At 68.7% G+C, this 15,474-nt stretch carries 15 protein-coding genes; 8 read left to right on the top strand and 7 right to left on the bottom strand.

The window, feature by feature from the left end:
• Positions 1 to 88: 88 nt before the first annotated feature.
• Both AC1DGI_RS05715 and AC1DGI_RS05710 read right to left on the bottom strand, forming a co-directional pair.
• On the bottom strand, positions 89 to 889 hold the full coding sequence (locus AC1DGI_RS05715) for a PspA/IM30 family protein (protein ID WP_441403759.1): 801 nt from the start codon (positions 887 to 889) through the stop codon (positions 89 to 91).
• A gap of 113 nt (positions 890 to 1,002) precedes the next feature.
• A complete protein-coding gene (locus AC1DGI_RS05710; RefSeq protein ID WP_476898074.1) occupies positions 1,003 to 3,054 on the bottom strand; it encodes a TPM domain-containing protein in 2,052 nt (683 codons plus the stop codon).
• 305 nt (positions 3,055 to 3,359) lie between these two features.
• On the opposite strand from AC1DGI_RS05710, the gene AC1DGI_RS05705 reads away from it, so the two are divergent.
• The 6 genes from AC1DGI_RS05705 (at position 3,360) to AC1DGI_RS05680 (ending at position 9,821) form a co-directional block, all read left to right on the top strand.
• The gene (locus AC1DGI_RS05705) at positions 3,360 to 4,967 is read left to right on the top strand and encodes a S1C family serine protease (RefSeq protein WP_476898073.1); all 1,608 of its coding nucleotides are present in this window, start codon (positions 3,360 to 3,362) and stop codon (positions 4,965 to 4,967) included.
• Between the two features lie 237 nt (positions 4,968 to 5,204).
• A complete protein-coding gene (locus tag AC1DGI_RS05700; RefSeq protein ID WP_441403149.1) occupies positions 5,205 to 6,005 on the top strand; it encodes an electron transfer flavoprotein subunit beta/FixA family protein in 801 nt (266 codons plus the stop codon).
• Between the two features lie 14 nt (positions 6,006 to 6,019).
• The gene (locus AC1DGI_RS05695) at positions 6,020 to 6,973 is read left to right on the top strand and encodes an electron transfer flavoprotein subunit alpha/FixB family protein (protein ID WP_476898072.1); all 954 of its coding nucleotides are present in this window, start codon (positions 6,020 to 6,022) and stop codon (positions 6,971 to 6,973) included.
• A 3-nt stretch (positions 6,974 to 6,976) separates the two neighbouring features.
• Positions 6,977 to 7,756 (top strand): PIG-L deacetylase family protein, encoded by a 780-nt coding sequence (locus AC1DGI_RS05690; protein WP_476898071.1) that lies wholly within the window; start codon positions 6,977 to 6,979, stop codon positions 7,754 to 7,756.
• 74 nt (positions 7,757 to 7,830) lie between these two features.
• Positions 7,831 to 8,364 (top strand): gluconokinase, encoded by a 534-nt coding sequence (locus tag AC1DGI_RS05685; RefSeq protein WP_441403062.1) that lies wholly within the window; start codon positions 7,831 to 7,833, stop codon positions 8,362 to 8,364.
• Between the two features lie 44 nt (positions 8,365 to 8,408).
• A complete protein-coding gene (locus tag AC1DGI_RS05680; protein ID WP_476898070.1) occupies positions 8,409 to 9,821 on the top strand; it encodes a GntT/GntP/DsdX family permease in 1,413 nt (470 codons plus the stop codon).
• A 124-nt stretch (positions 9,822 to 9,945) separates the two neighbouring features.
• Here AC1DGI_RS05680 and AC1DGI_RS05675 read toward each other — a convergent pair whose 3' ends face one another.
• The 4 genes from AC1DGI_RS05675 to AC1DGI_RS05660 all read right to left on the bottom strand — a co-directional run bounded on the left by AC1DGI_RS05675 (position 9,946) and on the right by AC1DGI_RS05660 (position 13,206).
• The gene (locus AC1DGI_RS05675; protein ID WP_476898069.1) at positions 9,946 to 10,824 is read right to left on the bottom strand and encodes an anti-sigma factor; all 879 of its coding nucleotides are present in this window, start codon (positions 10,822 to 10,824) and stop codon (positions 9,946 to 9,948) included.
• A gap of 1 nt (position 10,825) precedes the next feature.
• Positions 10,826 to 11,431: an ECF RNA polymerase sigma factor SigK gene (gene sigK / locus AC1DGI_RS05670; protein ID WP_476898068.1), complete on the bottom strand. Its 606-nt coding sequence runs from the start codon at positions 11,429 to 11,431 to the stop codon at positions 10,826 to 10,828.
• 252 nt (positions 11,432 to 11,683) lie between these two features.
• The gene (locus AC1DGI_RS05665; RefSeq protein WP_441403377.1) at positions 11,684 to 12,151 is read right to left on the bottom strand and encodes a tRNA (cytidine(34)-2'-O)-methyltransferase; all 468 of its coding nucleotides are present in this window, start codon (positions 12,149 to 12,151) and stop codon (positions 11,684 to 11,686) included.
• Between the two features lie 83 nt (positions 12,152 to 12,234).
• Positions 12,235 to 13,206, bottom strand: coding sequence for a J domain-containing protein (locus AC1DGI_RS05660; protein ID WP_476898067.1), 972 nt, complete (start codon positions 13,204 to 13,206; stop codon positions 12,235 to 12,237).
• A gap of 138 nt (positions 13,207 to 13,344) precedes the next feature.
• Between AC1DGI_RS05660 and AC1DGI_RS05655 the strand changes: the two genes are divergently transcribed.
• Positions 13,345 to 14,247 (top strand): diacylglycerol/lipid kinase family protein, encoded by a 903-nt coding sequence (locus tag AC1DGI_RS05655; RefSeq protein ID WP_476898066.1) that lies wholly within the window; start codon positions 13,345 to 13,347, stop codon positions 14,245 to 14,247.
• 27 nt (positions 14,248 to 14,274) lie between these two features.
• Here AC1DGI_RS05655 and AC1DGI_RS05650 read toward each other — a convergent pair whose 3' ends face one another.
• A complete protein-coding gene (locus AC1DGI_RS05650; protein WP_476898065.1) occupies positions 14,275 to 14,685 on the bottom strand; it encodes a DoxX family membrane protein in 411 nt (136 codons plus the stop codon).
• 90 nt (positions 14,686 to 14,775) lie between these two features.
• On the opposite strand from AC1DGI_RS05650, the gene AC1DGI_RS05645 reads away from it, so the two are divergent.
• On the top strand, positions 14,776 to 15,465 hold the full coding sequence (locus tag AC1DGI_RS05645) for a helix-turn-helix domain-containing protein (RefSeq protein ID WP_476898064.1): 690 nt from the start codon (positions 14,776 to 14,778) through the stop codon (positions 15,463 to 15,465).
• The last annotated feature ends 9 nt before the right edge of the window (positions 15,466 to 15,474 follow it).

The following is a 15,474-nucleotide window of genomic DNA, read 5'->3' as shown; positions in this document are numbered from 1 at the left end:
GGCCGGCCCCCGTGGGGCCCGGCCTCTGTGCCTGCACCGGTCGCTCCTCTAGGGCAGCCCGGCAGCCGGCCGCGCCGAGGTGCGCGAGTTAGAGCTTGTCGAAGTCGGCTTCTTCCACCGTGGTGCCGGTGTCCGCGCCTGCGGTCGAGCCGTTGCCGGCGCCGAGGGCGGGCGTGCTGCCGCCGGACTTCAGCGCGGCGAGGCGTGCCTCGATTTCGGTCTGTTCGCCGAGGTCTTCGAGGGAGTTGAACTGAGCATCCAGGCTGGAGGCCGCGAGTTCCTGTTGGCCGCGGACCTTCGCCTCTTCCCGGCGGATCTTCTCCTCGAACCGGCCCACCTCCGACGTCGGATCCATGATGTCGATGCTCTTCAGGGCGTCGTGCACCTGGGTCTGTGCGGCGGCCGTCTTGGAGCGGGCCACCAGTTCGTTGCGCTTGCTGGTGAGCTCGTTGAGCTTGACCTTCATCTGGTTCAGGCCCTGCTTCAGCTTGTCCACCACATCGCTTTGGGAGGCAATGTTGGGCTCGGCCGTCTTCGCCTCGTTCTCCGAGGAGATCTGCCGTTGCAGGGCCACCTTGGCGAGGTTGTCGAACTTCTCGGCGTCCACGGCGTCGCCCTTGGCGCGGTACTCGTCGGCCTTGCGGGAGGCAGCCAGGGCCTTGTTGCCCCAGTCTTGGGCGTTCTTGATGTCTTCGTTGTAATCGTCCTGGAGCATGCGCAGGTTGCCGATGGTCTGGGCGACGGCCGATTCGGCCTCGGCAATATTGTTCGTGTAGTCACGGACCATCTGGTCCAGCATTTTCTGCGGATCCTCGGCCTGGTCCAGCAGGGAGTTGATGTTCGCCTTCGCCAGCTGGGCCATGCGGCCGAAAATGGACTGCTTAACCATGGTGTTGCCTTTCGTCCCATCCAGTGGTGCCACTGAATTCGGTGATCAGTGAATGTACCGCTTCTACCCGCCGGCCGGAACGGCTCCGCCGGCGCCTAGTCTGTAACCGGCTGCTAAAAGTCGCCTCCGCCACCGCCGCCTCCCCAGCCCCCGCCTGAATCGCCGCCTCCCCAGCCCCCGCCAGCGTCGCCGCCTCCCCAGCCACCGCCGCCACCCCAGCCACCGCCGCCACCCCAGCCCCCGCCCCCGCCGCCGCCGTGCAGGATGGAGTTGATCAGGATGCCGCCGAGGATGGCGCCGCCGAGGCCGCCACCACCGCCGCCAAACATTCCGCCACGGCCATAGCCCTGGTTGGCGAAGCCGCCGAACTGATCCACATCCGCCTGGGCCTGTTGCGCTGCCTGGGCGGCGAGGGAGAGCGCTTGCTGGGCGTACTGCAGGGCGGTGACCGGGTCGCTGCGGGAGATGGACAGGGCGTAGTCGAGGTTGCGCTGCGCTTCGGCCAGCCGGGTCCGGGCCTCGGTGCCCACCCCGCCTCGGCGCGCCATGATGTAGTCCGAGGTGGCACTGATCTGGGCCTGGGCGGACGTGATGCTCTGCTGCAGGGAGGCCGCCGCCCGTCGGGACTGTTCTTGCTGGTCGCGGATGCCGGTGAGGGCCGCGTCGAGGGACTGGTGGGCGGTTTCCACCCGCGCCAGGGTGGCGATGGGATCGATCTTGCCGCCCTGGATTTCGGCCTTGACCTGGGCCAGCGCCGCCTCAACCCCGGCGACCGGTCCGGCCAGTTCCGGGTGGGCCCCCGCTTGGATCATGGCCCGTGCCTGGGCGAGGTCCTGGGACGTGTCGACGACGGCGGACTCCAGTCCGCTGCGGGCCGCGTCAAGGCTGCCGGCGACCTTACTGATGGCTCCGAGCAGCACGTTGGTCTGGTGCAGGCTCTCCTCGGCGGCCCGGACGGCGACGGCGGCCAGGCTGCCCTCGCCGGCGGTGAGCTTGTCCCGGGCCGTGGCGGAGGCGTTCTGCACGAACGCCAGCCGCTCCTTGGCCTGGCTGATGTTGTCCGCGACCGGGGTCAGCGCGCTGTCGGCGTACTTTGCCCGCAGCTCGGTCAGGGATTGTTCGGCCGCGGCAATCTTGTCCTCGGCGTCCTTGGCGCCGCTCCCAACGGCCGCCAGCGCCTCAGGGGCGTTCTTCTCCAGCTCCCGCAACGAATCGAAGTCGGCCTTCTGCTCCTTGAGGGAAGCCAGCGCCGCCTCAGAACGGCGGATGATTTCGCCGAGCCAGGTCCGTTGTTGCTCCTCGGTGTCCGGGATCTGGTCGTCGAGTTGTTGCTGCAGCTTGAACGACTCGGACATGTGGGCTTTTGCGTCGCGCAGTGCCTTCGTGAAGTTCCCGACGGCGGCATCCCCGTACTGCGCCTGGGCGAAACCGAGTTCCTGCTCGCTGGACTTAATGGCGTCGTCGGCCTCGATCAGCAGGGAACCGCTCTTGCGGCGCAAGTCCGCCACGCTGAGTCCGGCCAGCGGGTCCAGTTCGGCGCCCTGCGGGCCGTAGCCGGTCTTGGCGACCGCGGCCTTTTTCCGCCGGTTGCGCAAATAAAGGTAGGTTCCGGCGCCGCCGGCGGCAACCACGCCGACGCCGACGAGCACGCCGCTCCCGGACCCGGACGGGACCGAGCCGCTGCCGCCGCCGGCGGCGTCGCCGATCGCCGCGGCCGTGTCGATGGCGGCCTGCGCATAGTCGCCGTTACGCAGTTGCGGGTCCACCGCGTTCTTGATGATGTTGTCGCGCTGGGTGTTCGTGATCTTGCTGTTGGCAGGTTTGCTCAGCTGATACTTGCGGGCGTCGGTAGCCACGGCGAGCAACAGGGAGTTGGGACCCAGGTTGGCGTTTTGCGCTACGGTCGCGGCCCACTGCCCGCTGTCGGTGGGGTTCTGGAACGTCTTCACGTAGACCACGTAGAGATTCATCTGATGGTCGGTGCCGAGTTTCTTGATTGCGGCCTCGACATCCGGCTTCTTTCCGCCCAGGACGCCGGCCGAGTCGACGATCTTAGTGGCGGGATCCAGAGTCACCGGATCCTCGGCGAGCGCGGGAGCGGCGGGGAGGGCCAGCAGTCCGGCGACGCCGATAACGGCGAGGAATCGTTTCATCATTGACCGCATGCGCAACCCTTCAGCACTTCCGTGACCGGATCGGGCCGATCCGGTCCACTCAGAACACGACAGCGCCCCCGCGCAGGTCCAAAGCCGCAGGTCGCTGTGGCAATTCCATTTGATTCTATGGTGCACCCCGGAGACCGTCCACCGCGGGGAATATGCCACCGGCGAAACGCGCTGAAGCGTCCGGGACGGCCTTCCGCGGGCCATGAACGGACGCGATGGCGTTCAGGAACCTCCCAGCAAATGTTCGCTCTTGTACCAGCCGGGGCGACCATAGTTAACTGCAGACGAGGATGAAAGGAAGTCCCATGACTGAGAACCCAACGCAGGGCGCGTCACCGGATCCATCAACGAGCAACCGGGAACCGCTGGAGCCTGGCCAGACCGCTGCCGGGGCTCCCCAGGCCGCGGCGGACGACTCAGCCCGGGAGAATCCGACCATGCGGCTGGACCGGCCGGCGGATGATGCCCCGCGGCCGGTATATCCGCAGCGCCAGCCGGCGTACGGCCAGCATGCGGCCCCCGACACCCAGCAGTTCGGTGCGCCGACGTCCCAGTCCCACGGGGAACCAGTCCAGAGCCACTCCGCGGCCCAGTCGCCGGCCGCGTACACCGGACAGTACGCACAGGGCCCCGGCCCCTACGCCGGTTACGGCAACCAGCCGCCGGCCCCGCACAACGGCGGCTACAACCACCCGGGCAACGCGCCGCGGCGCAAGGCGGCGTTCGGCGTCCCCACGCTCGTGGCCAGCATCCTGGCCGCCGGCCTCGTCGGGGGCGGCGTCGTGGCCGGGGGCAACGCCCTGATCGGCAACCGGCCGCTCGCTTCCACCAGCAGCACCGGCCAGTCCGGCACCGTGATCGTGAACAACCAGGACTCCGTCAACGCCATCACGGCCGCGGCTGTGAAGGCCTCCCCGAGCGTCGTGACCATTAAGGCCACGAGCGGCAGCGACGGCGGGACCGGGTCCGGCATCATCCTCGATGGCGACGGGCACATCCTCACCAACACCCACGTCGTCACCCTGGACGGCAAGACGTCGAAGGCCGCGCTGGAAGTCCGCACGAGCGACGGCAGGGTCTTCAGTGCGACTGTCGTTGGTACGGATCCGCTCTCTGACCTTGCGGTCATCAAGGTCAACAACCCCGCCGGACTGGTCGTTGCCACCATGGGCGACTCGGACAAGCTCAACGTCGGGGACACCGCGATCGCGATCGGCTCCCCGCTGGGCCTGACCGGGACCGTGACCGACGGCATCGTCTCCACGCTCAACCGCACCATCAGCGTGGCGTCCTCGGCAGCCCCCAAGGACGGTTCCGACAACTCCCAGGGCGGCAACCAGGGGTTCCAGTTCGCGCCTCCCGGCGGCGGCCAGGCACCGAGCACTGCGGCGCAGGGCAGCATTTCGATCAACGTGATCCAGACCGACGCAGCCATCAACCCGGGCAACTCGGGCGGCGCGCTGGTCAACAGCAAGGGTGAGATCATCGGCGTCAATGTCGCCATCGCCTCCGCCGGCGGTGACTCGAGCGGCAGCAGCAGCGGCAACATCGGCGTCGGGTTCAGCATCCCGATCAACCACGCCAAGCGCGTGGCCCAGGAAATCATCACCAACGGCAAGGCCACCCACGGCCAGTTCGGGGTAAGCGTCAAGCCGAAGGCAGGCACCTCGTCTTCCGGCTTCTCTGTTGGCGCCGATGTGGCCACGGTCGAGCCCGGCTCGGCGGCCGACAAGGCCGGCATCAAGGTGGGCGACGTCATCACCAAGTTCCAGGACCTAACGATCAGCGATCCGAACCAGTTGACTGCCGCCGTGCGTGAACAGGCCGCCGGCGCCAGCGTTAAGGTAACGGTTCTCCGGGGCGGCCAGGCGAAGGAACTGGACGTGACCCTCGGGGCCGCCGCCGACCAGTAGGAAGCACGAGCGGAAGGCACCGGGTGCGGCAGCGCACCCCGCCCGCGACGCCGGCTGGCACCTTGGGGGTGCCAGCCGGCATTCCTACTTCTAGGGCCTTTTTCGAAGGCCGCGCCGGGCCCGCGCTATATGGTTAGCTAGGAGCACCCCGGCACCTCCGGGCGTTCCCTGGCCATGACCCGCCCGGCTGGCCGCGCACCCGGATGGAAGGCTGCTGTAGACACAGTGGAAGAGACTCTGAAGATCATCGTGCTGGTCAAGCACGTACCCGACGCACAGTTCGACCGCCACCTCAGCGGCGGGGACAAGACGACTGACCGGTCCGAAAGCATCCTGTCGGAGCTGGACGAATACGCCCTCGAGGCCGCGCTGCAGCTGATCGAGGCGCGCGGCGGCGAGGCCGCCGGCAACAAGGTCATCGCACTGAGCATGGGCCCGGCCGGCGCCGTCAACGCTGTCAAGAAATCACTCCAGATCGGCGCCACCGAAGGCGTGCACCTCAGCGACGAGGCGCTGGCCGGCTCCGACGCCGCCGCCACCTCGCTCGCGCTGGCCGCCGCAATCCGGCACCTCGGCGCCGACGCCCCCGTCGATCTGATCCTGACCGGCATGGCCTCCACCGACGGCGAGACTTCCCTGGTTCCGGCCCAGCTGGCCGAGCGGCTCGACCTCCCGCAGGTGACCTTCGCGGCGTCGCTCGAAGTCGCCGGCGGCAAGCTCACCGCCCGCCGCGACGGGGATTCGCACGCCGACACCGTCGAAGCCACGCTGCCGGCCCTCGTCTCGGTCACCGACCAGATCAACAGCCCGCGCTACCCGAATTTCAAAGGCATCATGGCGGCGAAGAAGAAGACCATCACCACCCTGACGCTGGCGGATATCGGCGTCGACCCGGGCCTCGTGGGGCTGTCCGGATCCTGGACCGTGGTCGAAGCCGCAGAGGTCCGCCCGCCGCGGACCGCGGGCACCATCATCACCGACGAAGGGGACGCCGGCATCAAGCTGGTTGAGTTCCTGGCCGCCCAGAAGCTGCTCTAAGGGGATCCCCAGACATGGCAAAAGTACTTGTATTCATTGACACCCCCGGCCGGGCGCTGAAGAAGTCCAGCCTGGAGCTGCTCACCATCGCCCGCTCTCTCGGCGAACCGGCCGTGGCCCTCAACGGCGAACTGCACGACGACGTCGCGGCGGCTCTGGGCGAATACGGAGCCCAGGCTCTGTACCGGCCCTCCGCCGAAGACCTGGACGACTACCTCGTCGGACCCAAGGCGTCCTACCTTGCGGCCGCCGCGCAAACCAGCGGGGCCACCATCGTCCTGGCCGAGAACTCCGCCGAGGGCAAGGAAATCGCCGCCCGCCTGGGCATCAAGCTCGGCGCCGGCGTGATCACCGACGTCGTCGCCGTCGACCCCGACGGCACCGCGCACAAATCGGTCCTGGCCGGCTCGTACATGACCACCGCCAAGACGACCACGCCGGTAGCCGTGCTCACTGTCAAGCCCAACAGCATCACCCCGGAGCCGGCAGTCACCGGCACGGCGCCCCAAGCTGCAATCATCGAGGTGCCGGCCACGGCCACCGCCGCGTCGGCCCGGATCACCGGCCGCACCGAAAAGACCGCCAGCGGACGCCCCGAGCTCTCCGAAGCCCGGATCGTGGTGGCCGGCGGCCGCGGCGTGGACGGGAACTTCGCGCCCGTCGAGGACCTCGCAGACGCCCTCGGCGCCGCCATCGGTGCCTCCCGCGCCGCCACGGACGCCGGCTGGATCGGCCACGACGCGCAGATCGGCCAGACCGGCAAGACCGTCTCCCCGCAGCTCTACATTTCCGCAGGCATCTCCGGAGCCATCCAGCAGAAGGCCGGCATGCAGACCGCCAAGGTGATCGTGGCCGTGAACAAGGATGCCGAGTCGCCCGTCTTCGAGATCGCCGACTTCGGTATCATCGGCGACCTCTTCGAGGTCCTGCCGCAGGCCACCGAAGAAATCAAGAAACGCAAAGGCTGACCATTGAGCACCAACGCCCCCGCGGCACACGGCCCGCTGGATCCGGAGCAGACCCGGATCGAGCGGGTGCTTTGTTTCGCCGCGCACCCGGACGACATCGATTTCGGCGCCGCCGGCACCATCGCCGCGTGGACCGCCGCCGGAACCCAGGTCAGCTACTGCATCATGACCGACGGCGACGCCGGTGGCTTCGACCCGGAACAGCGCGACGAAATCGTCCGGCTGCGGATCGAGGAGCAGCAGCGCGCCGCCGCGCTCGTCGGGGTCAGCGACATCCACTACCTGCACCAGCGCGACGGCTACCTTGAGGCCTCGCACGAGGTCATCCGCGAAGTGGTGCGGCTGATCCGCCAGATCCGCCCCGACGTCGTGCTAGCCATGCACCCGGAACGCAACTGGGACCGGATCCAGAAGAGCCACCCGGACCACCTGGCGGTGGGGGAGGCAGTGACCAGGGCGGTCTACCCGGCGCTGGAAAACCCGTTCGCCTATCCGGAGCTGGCCGCCGCAGGACTGGAAGCCTACAAGCTGCCCTGGCTCTGGCTCTTTGCGGGGCCGGAGGACCGGGAAAACCACTTCGTCGACATCACCGCGCATGTCGATGACAAGCTGGCGGCCATCCACATTCACGTCAGCCAGCACCCCGACGTCGCGGCCATGGATCGCACCGTCCGCGGGCTCCTGCTGGACACCGCGCAACGCGGTGGACTCGCCCCCGGCCGCAGCGCCGAAGCGTTCCACGTCGTTACCGTGAACGGCCAGGGGACCATCGCCGGCTTCTAGCGTTTGCCCGCGGGTGACGTCTGCCATATGCTTGCTCTGTTTAAATCATATTTATTGATGGAAGGCAGACTTTAATGGCGAAGACTGCGCAGCACCCTGTTCTGGTCATCATGGGCGTTTCAGGCTCGGGCAAATCCACCGTCGCCGGGCTGCTGGCCGGACGGCTCGGCTGGGACCTGGCGGAAGGCGACGACCTGCATCCTGCGGCCAACGTCGCCAAGATGCATGCCGGGCAGCCGCTGACGGACGAAGACCGCTGGCCCTGGCTGGAGAGCATCGCCGGCTGGATCCGGGAGCACACCGCTGCCGGAACGCCCGGCGTCGTGACCTGCTCCGCCCTGAAAAAGCGCTACCGCGACGTGCTGCGCGGGGAGGGAGTAGTTTTTGTCTTCCTCGAAGGCAGCAAGGACCGGATCTCGGACCGACTGGCCTCCCGGCACGGACACTTCATGCCTCCGGCCTTGCTGGATTCCCAGTTCGACGCCCTCGAAGCCCCCACCGAGGACGAAAACTCCATCACCCTGTGCGTCGGCGCTACCCCTGCCGACGAGGCCCAGGAAATCATCGACCGGCTCCAACTCGACGCCGACGACGCGGCCGGCCGCTAACCGCGCACCGGTCACCACCCCATATTCCAGCTAGGAACAACCCCTTGAAATCTCTCGTACCATTGCAGCTTCCGGCTGCCGTCGAGGCCTGGACCGGCCATGACACCCAACTCCTGGTGGTCGCCGCCCTCGGCATCGCACTGATCGTGGTGCTGATCGCCAAGTTCAAGCTCCACCCCTTCCTCGCCCTTGTGCTCGGCTCAGCCTTCGTCGGCCTGGCCTCCGGCGTGGAACTGGCCAAGATCATCAGCAACTTCGAGGACGGCGTCGGCGGCGTCCTGAAGGAGGTCGGCCTGCTGATTGCCCTCGGCGCCATGCTGGGCAAGCTGCTGGCGGACTCCGGCGGGGCCAACCGGGTGGTGGACACGTTGCTCGCCAAGGCGGGCGGCAACCGGGTGGTCTGGTCCATCACACTGGTCGCGGTGATCATCGGGCTGCCGATGTTCTTCGAGATCGGCCTGGTGCTGCTGCTCCCGGTGATCGTCCTGGTTACCCAGCGCTCCAAGATGCCGCTGATGCGCATCGCCATCCCCGCCCTGGCCGGACTGTCCGTGCTGCACGGCCTGGTGCCGCCGCACCCCGGCCCCCTGATCGCGATCAGCGCCGTCAAGGCCGAGCTCGGCACCACCCTCGCACTCGGGCTCCTGGTCGCCATCCCCACCGTCATCATCTGCGGGCCGCTCTTTTCCAGGCTGGCCGCCCGGTGGGTCCCGGTGGGTGCCCCCGCCGTCGCGGGCGGCATCGACACCGAGCACGGCGCCGACCTGGAAGGCGTCAAACGCCAGCCCAGTTTCCTGGTCACGCTGCTGACCATCATCTTCCCGGTGGTACTGATGCTGCTTAAGGCCGTCGTGGACATCGTTTGGCCGGCTGCCGCAACCGCGCCGTGGATCCGGGTCTTCTTCGACTTCGTCGGCCAGCCGCTCGTGGCGATGACCCTGGCCGTGCTCCTGGCGATCTTCACCTTCGGCTACGCCGTGGGCTTCACCGGGAACAAGATCACCACCAAGATCGGTGCCAGCCTCGGCCCGATCGCCGCGATCCTGCTGATCGTAGGTGCCGGCGGCGGCTTCAAACAGACCCTGATCGGCGCCGGCGTCGGCGACGCGGTCAAGAAATGGGCCGAGGGTGCCAACATGTCCGTGCTGGTCCTCGGCTTCCTGGTGGCCGTGGCGCTGCGCCTGGCGACGGGCTCCGCCACCGTGGCCACCGTGACCGCGGCCGGCATCGTCGCGCCGCTGGCCAGCTCGCTCTCTCCGACCCACGCAGCCCTGCTGGCCCTGGCGATCGGCGCAGGGTCACTCTTCCTCTCGCACGTGAACGACGCCGGCTTCTGGCTGGTCAAGGAGCTGTTCGGCCTGACCGTCGGACAAACGTTCAAGACCTGGTCGGTGATGGAGTCACTGATCTCCGTGGTCGGCTTCGCCTTCGTGATGCTGCTCTCGCTGGTCGTCTAGCCCGGCCGCAGCAGAGCCACCAAGTAATACAAAAGGCCGCGCGGGCCCCGATGTTTCGGGGCCCGCGCGGCCTTTTGGTGCTGGACTTCTTCCGAGGAGCCCCGGCAGGGATTCGGCCCCCGGGTTACGCGCCGAGCGGGGCGGCGGCCACGGTGGGCATGGTGGGCGTCTTCGATCCGCCCACCGGCTCCACCGTGATGCCCAGGGCGGCGGCGGCACCGATGCCCGTGACGACGGCCGGCTTGGACAGGGCTGCAGCGTCCATCAGGCCCTTGGAGACCGGGGCGGACCCGTCCTTGGGGATCAGCCACATCTGGTAGACCTTGCCGACGGGAGGGGCCGGGACGCCGTTCATTTTCACGACCACGGCGTCCTTCGAGGACGAAAGGGTCAGTGAGGCCGTGCCGCCGCCGATCACGTCGACCGTCGCCTTGCGCACATCGCTGGCCTGGAGCACCTGATTGAGGGGATCGTTCTGGTTGGCGACGTAGGCGCCCACCCCGACCCCGCCGACGGCGATGGCGGCCGCCGCGGCGACGCCGATCAGCCAGTTGCGCATGCCCTGCGGCCGGCGACGTTCGTCGCGCCGCTGCCGGGCGGCGCCGAGTTCGTCGGCAACCGGAAGTTCGGCGTGTTCGCGGACCGGCCGGGACACCACCGGCGGACCGGCGGGACCGGACTGCGCGGCGCCGGAGCCGGCCGGCTGCGACGGCAGGGCCGCAACGATGCGGTCGAAGAGCCCGGCCGGCGGCTCTTCCTCCGCGCCGAAGCTCAGGGCCAGGGTCTCGAGGGCCTGGCGGACGCGTTCCTCGAATTCGGCGCGTTCGGCCGGCGGGGCGTCCGCGATATGGCGATCGACGGCGGTGCGCTCGGCGTCGTCGAGGGCATGCAGCGCATAGACCTCGGCGAGGTCGATGGCGCGGCCGGAGCTGAGGTCACCGGCGATGTCGGCGGAAAAGCCGCCGGGCGTGCGGCCGCTGTTCTGTGGATTCATGTCGTTCATCTCAACTCACCCCCAGGCAGGTTTTCAGGCGGATCAGTCCGTCGCGGATGCGGGACTTGATGGTGGGAACGGCCGCGTTGAGCCGCTCGGCGACTTCCCGGTAGGTGAGGCCGCCGTAGTAGGCGAGCCGTACGGATTCCTGCTGGGTGTCGGTCAGCGTGTCCAGGCAGCGGACCACCGCTTCAGCCTCGAGCCGGCTGCCGACCTCATCGGAGACGGAGTCATGGTCGATCTCCTGGCTGCTGGCGCCGTACCTGGCCTCCCGGTCCGTGGCGGACTGCGATGAACGGACCTTGTCCACGGCCCGGCGATGGGAAATCGTCATCAGCCACGCGAGCGGGCTGCCGGCGTCGGCGTTGAACTTCGCCGCGTTCTGCCAGACCTGGAGGAAGACCTCCTGGGTGGTGTCTTCGCTGAGGTCGGCGTCGATCAGGACCCGTCGCGCCATGCCGAAAACGCGGCGCGAGGTGAGCTGGTAAAACTCGGCGAAGGCGGCCTGGTCCCCGTTGGCGATCTGTCCCAGCAGCGCTCCCAGTCGGCGGTTCACGTCGGCTGGGGCAGCAGGGGGAGCGGCGGCCTCGGGGTTCGGGGCATTCGGAGTTTCCATCACCTTCAAGCATAAGGTGCCAGCCGTGGATCGGGGATCAGGGCGGGCGTCAACGCCGCCGTGGTTGCCCGCAGCCCGTGGGGCCGGGCGTCTATCCACCTGCATTGTGCTCACCTGCCGCTCCTCGCTCCTCTCGACGTTCGCCGTAGATGGCTTCTCAAGAGGGGATTCGTCGCGACGGGTTCGACGGATGGGTTGGATGTCGAGCCGGCCGCCACTTCCTGCCGCGGCCGGAGAGGTGGCGCGCTGCCGCTACAGTTTCGCGCCGGCGAAGCCTTGCTGGCGCCAGGCCTCGTAGACGGCGATCGACGCCGCGTTGGCAAGGTTCAGCGAGCGCAGCGCCGGGAGCATCGGAAGCCGGACCCGGGACGTCACATGGGGGTCGTGCTTCAGTTCCTCGGAGAGCCCCACGGATTCGCGGCCGAACATCAGCACGTCGCCGGGAAGGTAGCTGATGTCGGTGTAGGAGGTGTCGCCGTCGGACGTGAAGGCGAAGACCCGGTCCGGGGCCAGCGCCGCCCACGCGGCGTCGATGTCCGGGTGCACCGTGACGACGGCGAGGTCGTGGTAGTCCAGCCCGGCGCGTCGGAGCTTGGCGTCGGAAAAATCGAAGCCCAGCGGCTCCACCAAGTGAAGTTCGGCCCCCGTGATGGCGGCCAGCCGGATGGCGTTGCCGGTATTGCCGGGGATTTCGGGACTGTGGAAGAGGATGCGGAACACGCTCCCATCCTAGCGAGCCGCCGCGCCGCCGAGCCGCCGCGCCGCCGCGCCGCCGCGGCATCCCGCCTGCGCCCGCGTGGCCGCTAGTGCATGCCGCGCAGCAGCCGGGCGAGTACCGGAACGTTGACAGTGTTCGGTGCCGGCCCAGAGCCGAGGAACTGCTTGAGCCCGCGGGCCAGCCCGGCGGCATTGACCAACTGGACGGTCTCGTGGCTTTCGCTGCGGTCCCGGGAGCGTCCGTGCCGGTCGATCACCGGTTCGTGCAGATTGCCATCGGTGCTGTGGACCACCGTCCAGCCCGTGACGTTCAGTTCCGGGAAGATGTCCTGCATCCGCCGCACCACGTGGGCCAGTTGCGGTGGCGCTACGGAGCGGCCGCCGTGGGTCAGGGCGCTGCCGTTCCAGGCGTAGACGCCCGGCGGCAGCAGCATGGATCCGATGATCGCCAGGCGGTAGCCGGAAAGCAGTACGTGGTCGATGTGGCTGTTGTCCGCAGGGGACTGCAGGCCGTTGACCAGCCGGGCGGCCGGGATGGCCGGCAGGATCTGCCGTGTGATCAGCTGGACGGTCCGCATCTCGCGCTGGATGCGCGCCTCCGCCCCGAAAATACCTCGCCGGCGGGGCATGCCGTGGACCTGCTGCCGCGCCACCGATTCCGGGATCAGCGGCATCTCGCCGCTCGCGGCGACCTCCTCGAAGGACGGCACGTAGACCGGGGCGTCTGCGGCGGTGTTCCGTGGCGTGTTGGGACGGCGGACATGGGCGGAGGCGCGGCTGCCGGCGGCGGGCGCGTCGAAGTGCGCCCCGTCCTCGGCCGGGACGGTGCGGCTGGAGAAGGCGGTGCCGCTGCCGTAGGAGCGGTCGTAGTCGGCGCGGCGCTTGGCATCGATGAGGGTTTCATAGGCGAGGGTCACGCGGCGGAAGGTGGCGGCGTCGCCCCCGTGATCGGGGTGGGCCGTGCGGGCGGCCTTGCGGTAGGCCACCTTTATGTCCTTGTCCGTCGCCGTTACGGGGATCCTCAGGACCTGGTAGTGCGAGCTGCTGCCTTGCGTCAAGCAAGATTCCTTTGCGTCAATGGAGCCGGTGCGGCCGGAACCTCCGGCGTGGCCAGTTTAACCGGCCGGTTGAACCCCTCGGGGGAACAACGTGCGTGCGGCGGTGGATGGTTCCCGGCGGCTGGCATAATTCAGCCCATGAAGATCGCCCTGGCCGTCAATCCGCGCGCCTCCTTCGGCCGTGGTCAATCTGCCGGCCGGGAGGCGGAGGAGTGCTTCCGCGCGGCCGGGGCGGATGTTCGGCTGCTGTGCGAAGACAGTTACGAGTCGCTCTCCCGGGCCGTGGACAAGACCCTGGTTGACGGCGTGGACGCGCTGGTCGTGGTGGGCGGTGACGGCATGGTGCACCTGGGAGTCAACGCGCTCGCCGGGTCGGGCCGCGCGTTCGGCGAGACCCCGCTGGGCGTCATTCCGAGCGGCACGGGCAACGACATGGCCCGCGCGCTCGGCCTGCCGCGGCATGATATCCCGGCGGCCGCCGCCCGGATTCTGGCGGCCCTGCCGTCCGGCGGCCGGCGGATCGACGCCGGCCGGGTGCGCTCCGGCGGCCGGACGCACTGGTTCGCCAGCGTGGTCTCGGCCGGTTTTGACGCCGCGGTCAATGAACGCGCCAATGCGTGGCGCCGGCCCCGCGGGATGGCCCGGTACAACCTGGCGATGCTGCGTGAACTGGTTACCTTCCGCGCCATCGAGTACACGGTGACAGCCGACGGGGAACGCTGGAAACAGGGAGCGATGCTGATCTCGGTGGCCAACGGGCAGTCGATCGGCGGCGGGATGAAGATTGCGCCGGAGGCGGTGCTCGACGACGGGTACCTGGACCTCTTCATTGTCCGGCCGCTGTCCCGTCTACGCTTCCTCGCGGTGTTCCCCAAGGTGTTTTCGGGCCGGCACGTGGGCCACCCGGCCGTCGAGCTCCGCCGGGTCCGGCAGGTCGAGCTTGAGGCGGTCGGCGTCGTGGCCTACGCGGACGGCGAGCGGATCGGGCCGCTGCCGCTGACCGTCGACGTCGTCCCGGGGGCGATCCGGGTCCTGGCATAGGCGCCGCAGCGGCGGCGGCAGCCGATGCTACCGGGTCTTGGCGGGGGAGAGCCGGTTCAGCGCCAGCGCCGCGACCAGCAGGCCGAAGTCGCGCAGCGCCACGTCGAAGAAACTGCCCAGGACCAGCAGGTTGACGATGATGCCCAGCAGCCACACGGCTACCAGGAGCGAACCGAAACGCGGCCGGAACGCTACCGCGAGGCCGGCAATGATTTCCACGACACCGACGATGTACATGAAGGTCTGCGCCGGCAGCGGGACCACCGAGGTTGCCGCCGGGGCGAGATACATCGTCCAGTGCGTCAGCAGGTTGGTGAATTTGTCCAGGCCGAAAATGATCGGAGCCACCGTGAAGACCGTGCGGAGCAGCAGGAAGGCCTGCCGCGGACCGGCCGCGACCGCGATGGCGGGGGCTGCGAGTGCTGTTGAAGATTTCATGTCCTACTCCTTCTAAAATTGGATAATTCGATTTTAGAATGGAAGCAGAGGTTAAGCAACGAATCTTGTTTTTAGAGTTAGGCTGATTTCATGAACCGCTTTCCATGGAGCCTCAGGGTGGCCGCCGTGGCCTCCCTGGGCGATGAGAACCGCCGCCGGCTCTTCGATTTTGTTGCCGCCGCGGAGCAGGCGGTGGGCCGCGACGATGCCGCCGCGGCGCTCGGGCTGGCGCGGAGCACAGTGTCATTCCACCTGGACCGCCTGGTCCAGGACGGCGTGCTGGCGGTGGAGTTCCGGAAACTTGGCGGCAAGGAGGGGCCGGGTTCCGGGCGTCCGGCGAAACTGTACCGCGCCGTCGTCCAGGAGGTCTCGGCCTCCGTTCCGGAGCGCAACTATGACCTGGCCGCCGAACTGCTGGTGACGGCCATCGAACAATCCACGGCCGACGGCGGCTCCGCCCGGGACGCGCTGCTGCGGGCCGCGCAGGCACGCGGCCACGCCGCCGCCGCCGCGGACGACTTCGCGGGCCTGCTCGCCGCCGAAGGGTACCGGCCGGCGGACGACGGCGCCGGCGGGCTGGTGCTGCTCAACTGCCCCTTCCACCGTGTGGCTTGGGGCCACGCGGACGTGGTCTGCGCCATGAACGGCGCCTTCCTGGCCGGGGCCGCGGCGGCGTGCGGCATGGACCCGGGCCGGGTCGAAGCCCTGGACATCGAGGCCCTCCGGGCTCAGGATGCCGCCACGGCAGCCCAGTGCTGCGCCCGGATCAGGCCGCTCTGACGCCGGGGT

This window comes from Arthrobacter sp. 05N428_2 (assembly GCF_056397065.1).
This window is presented reverse-complemented; position numbering and strand designations above follow the sequence as displayed.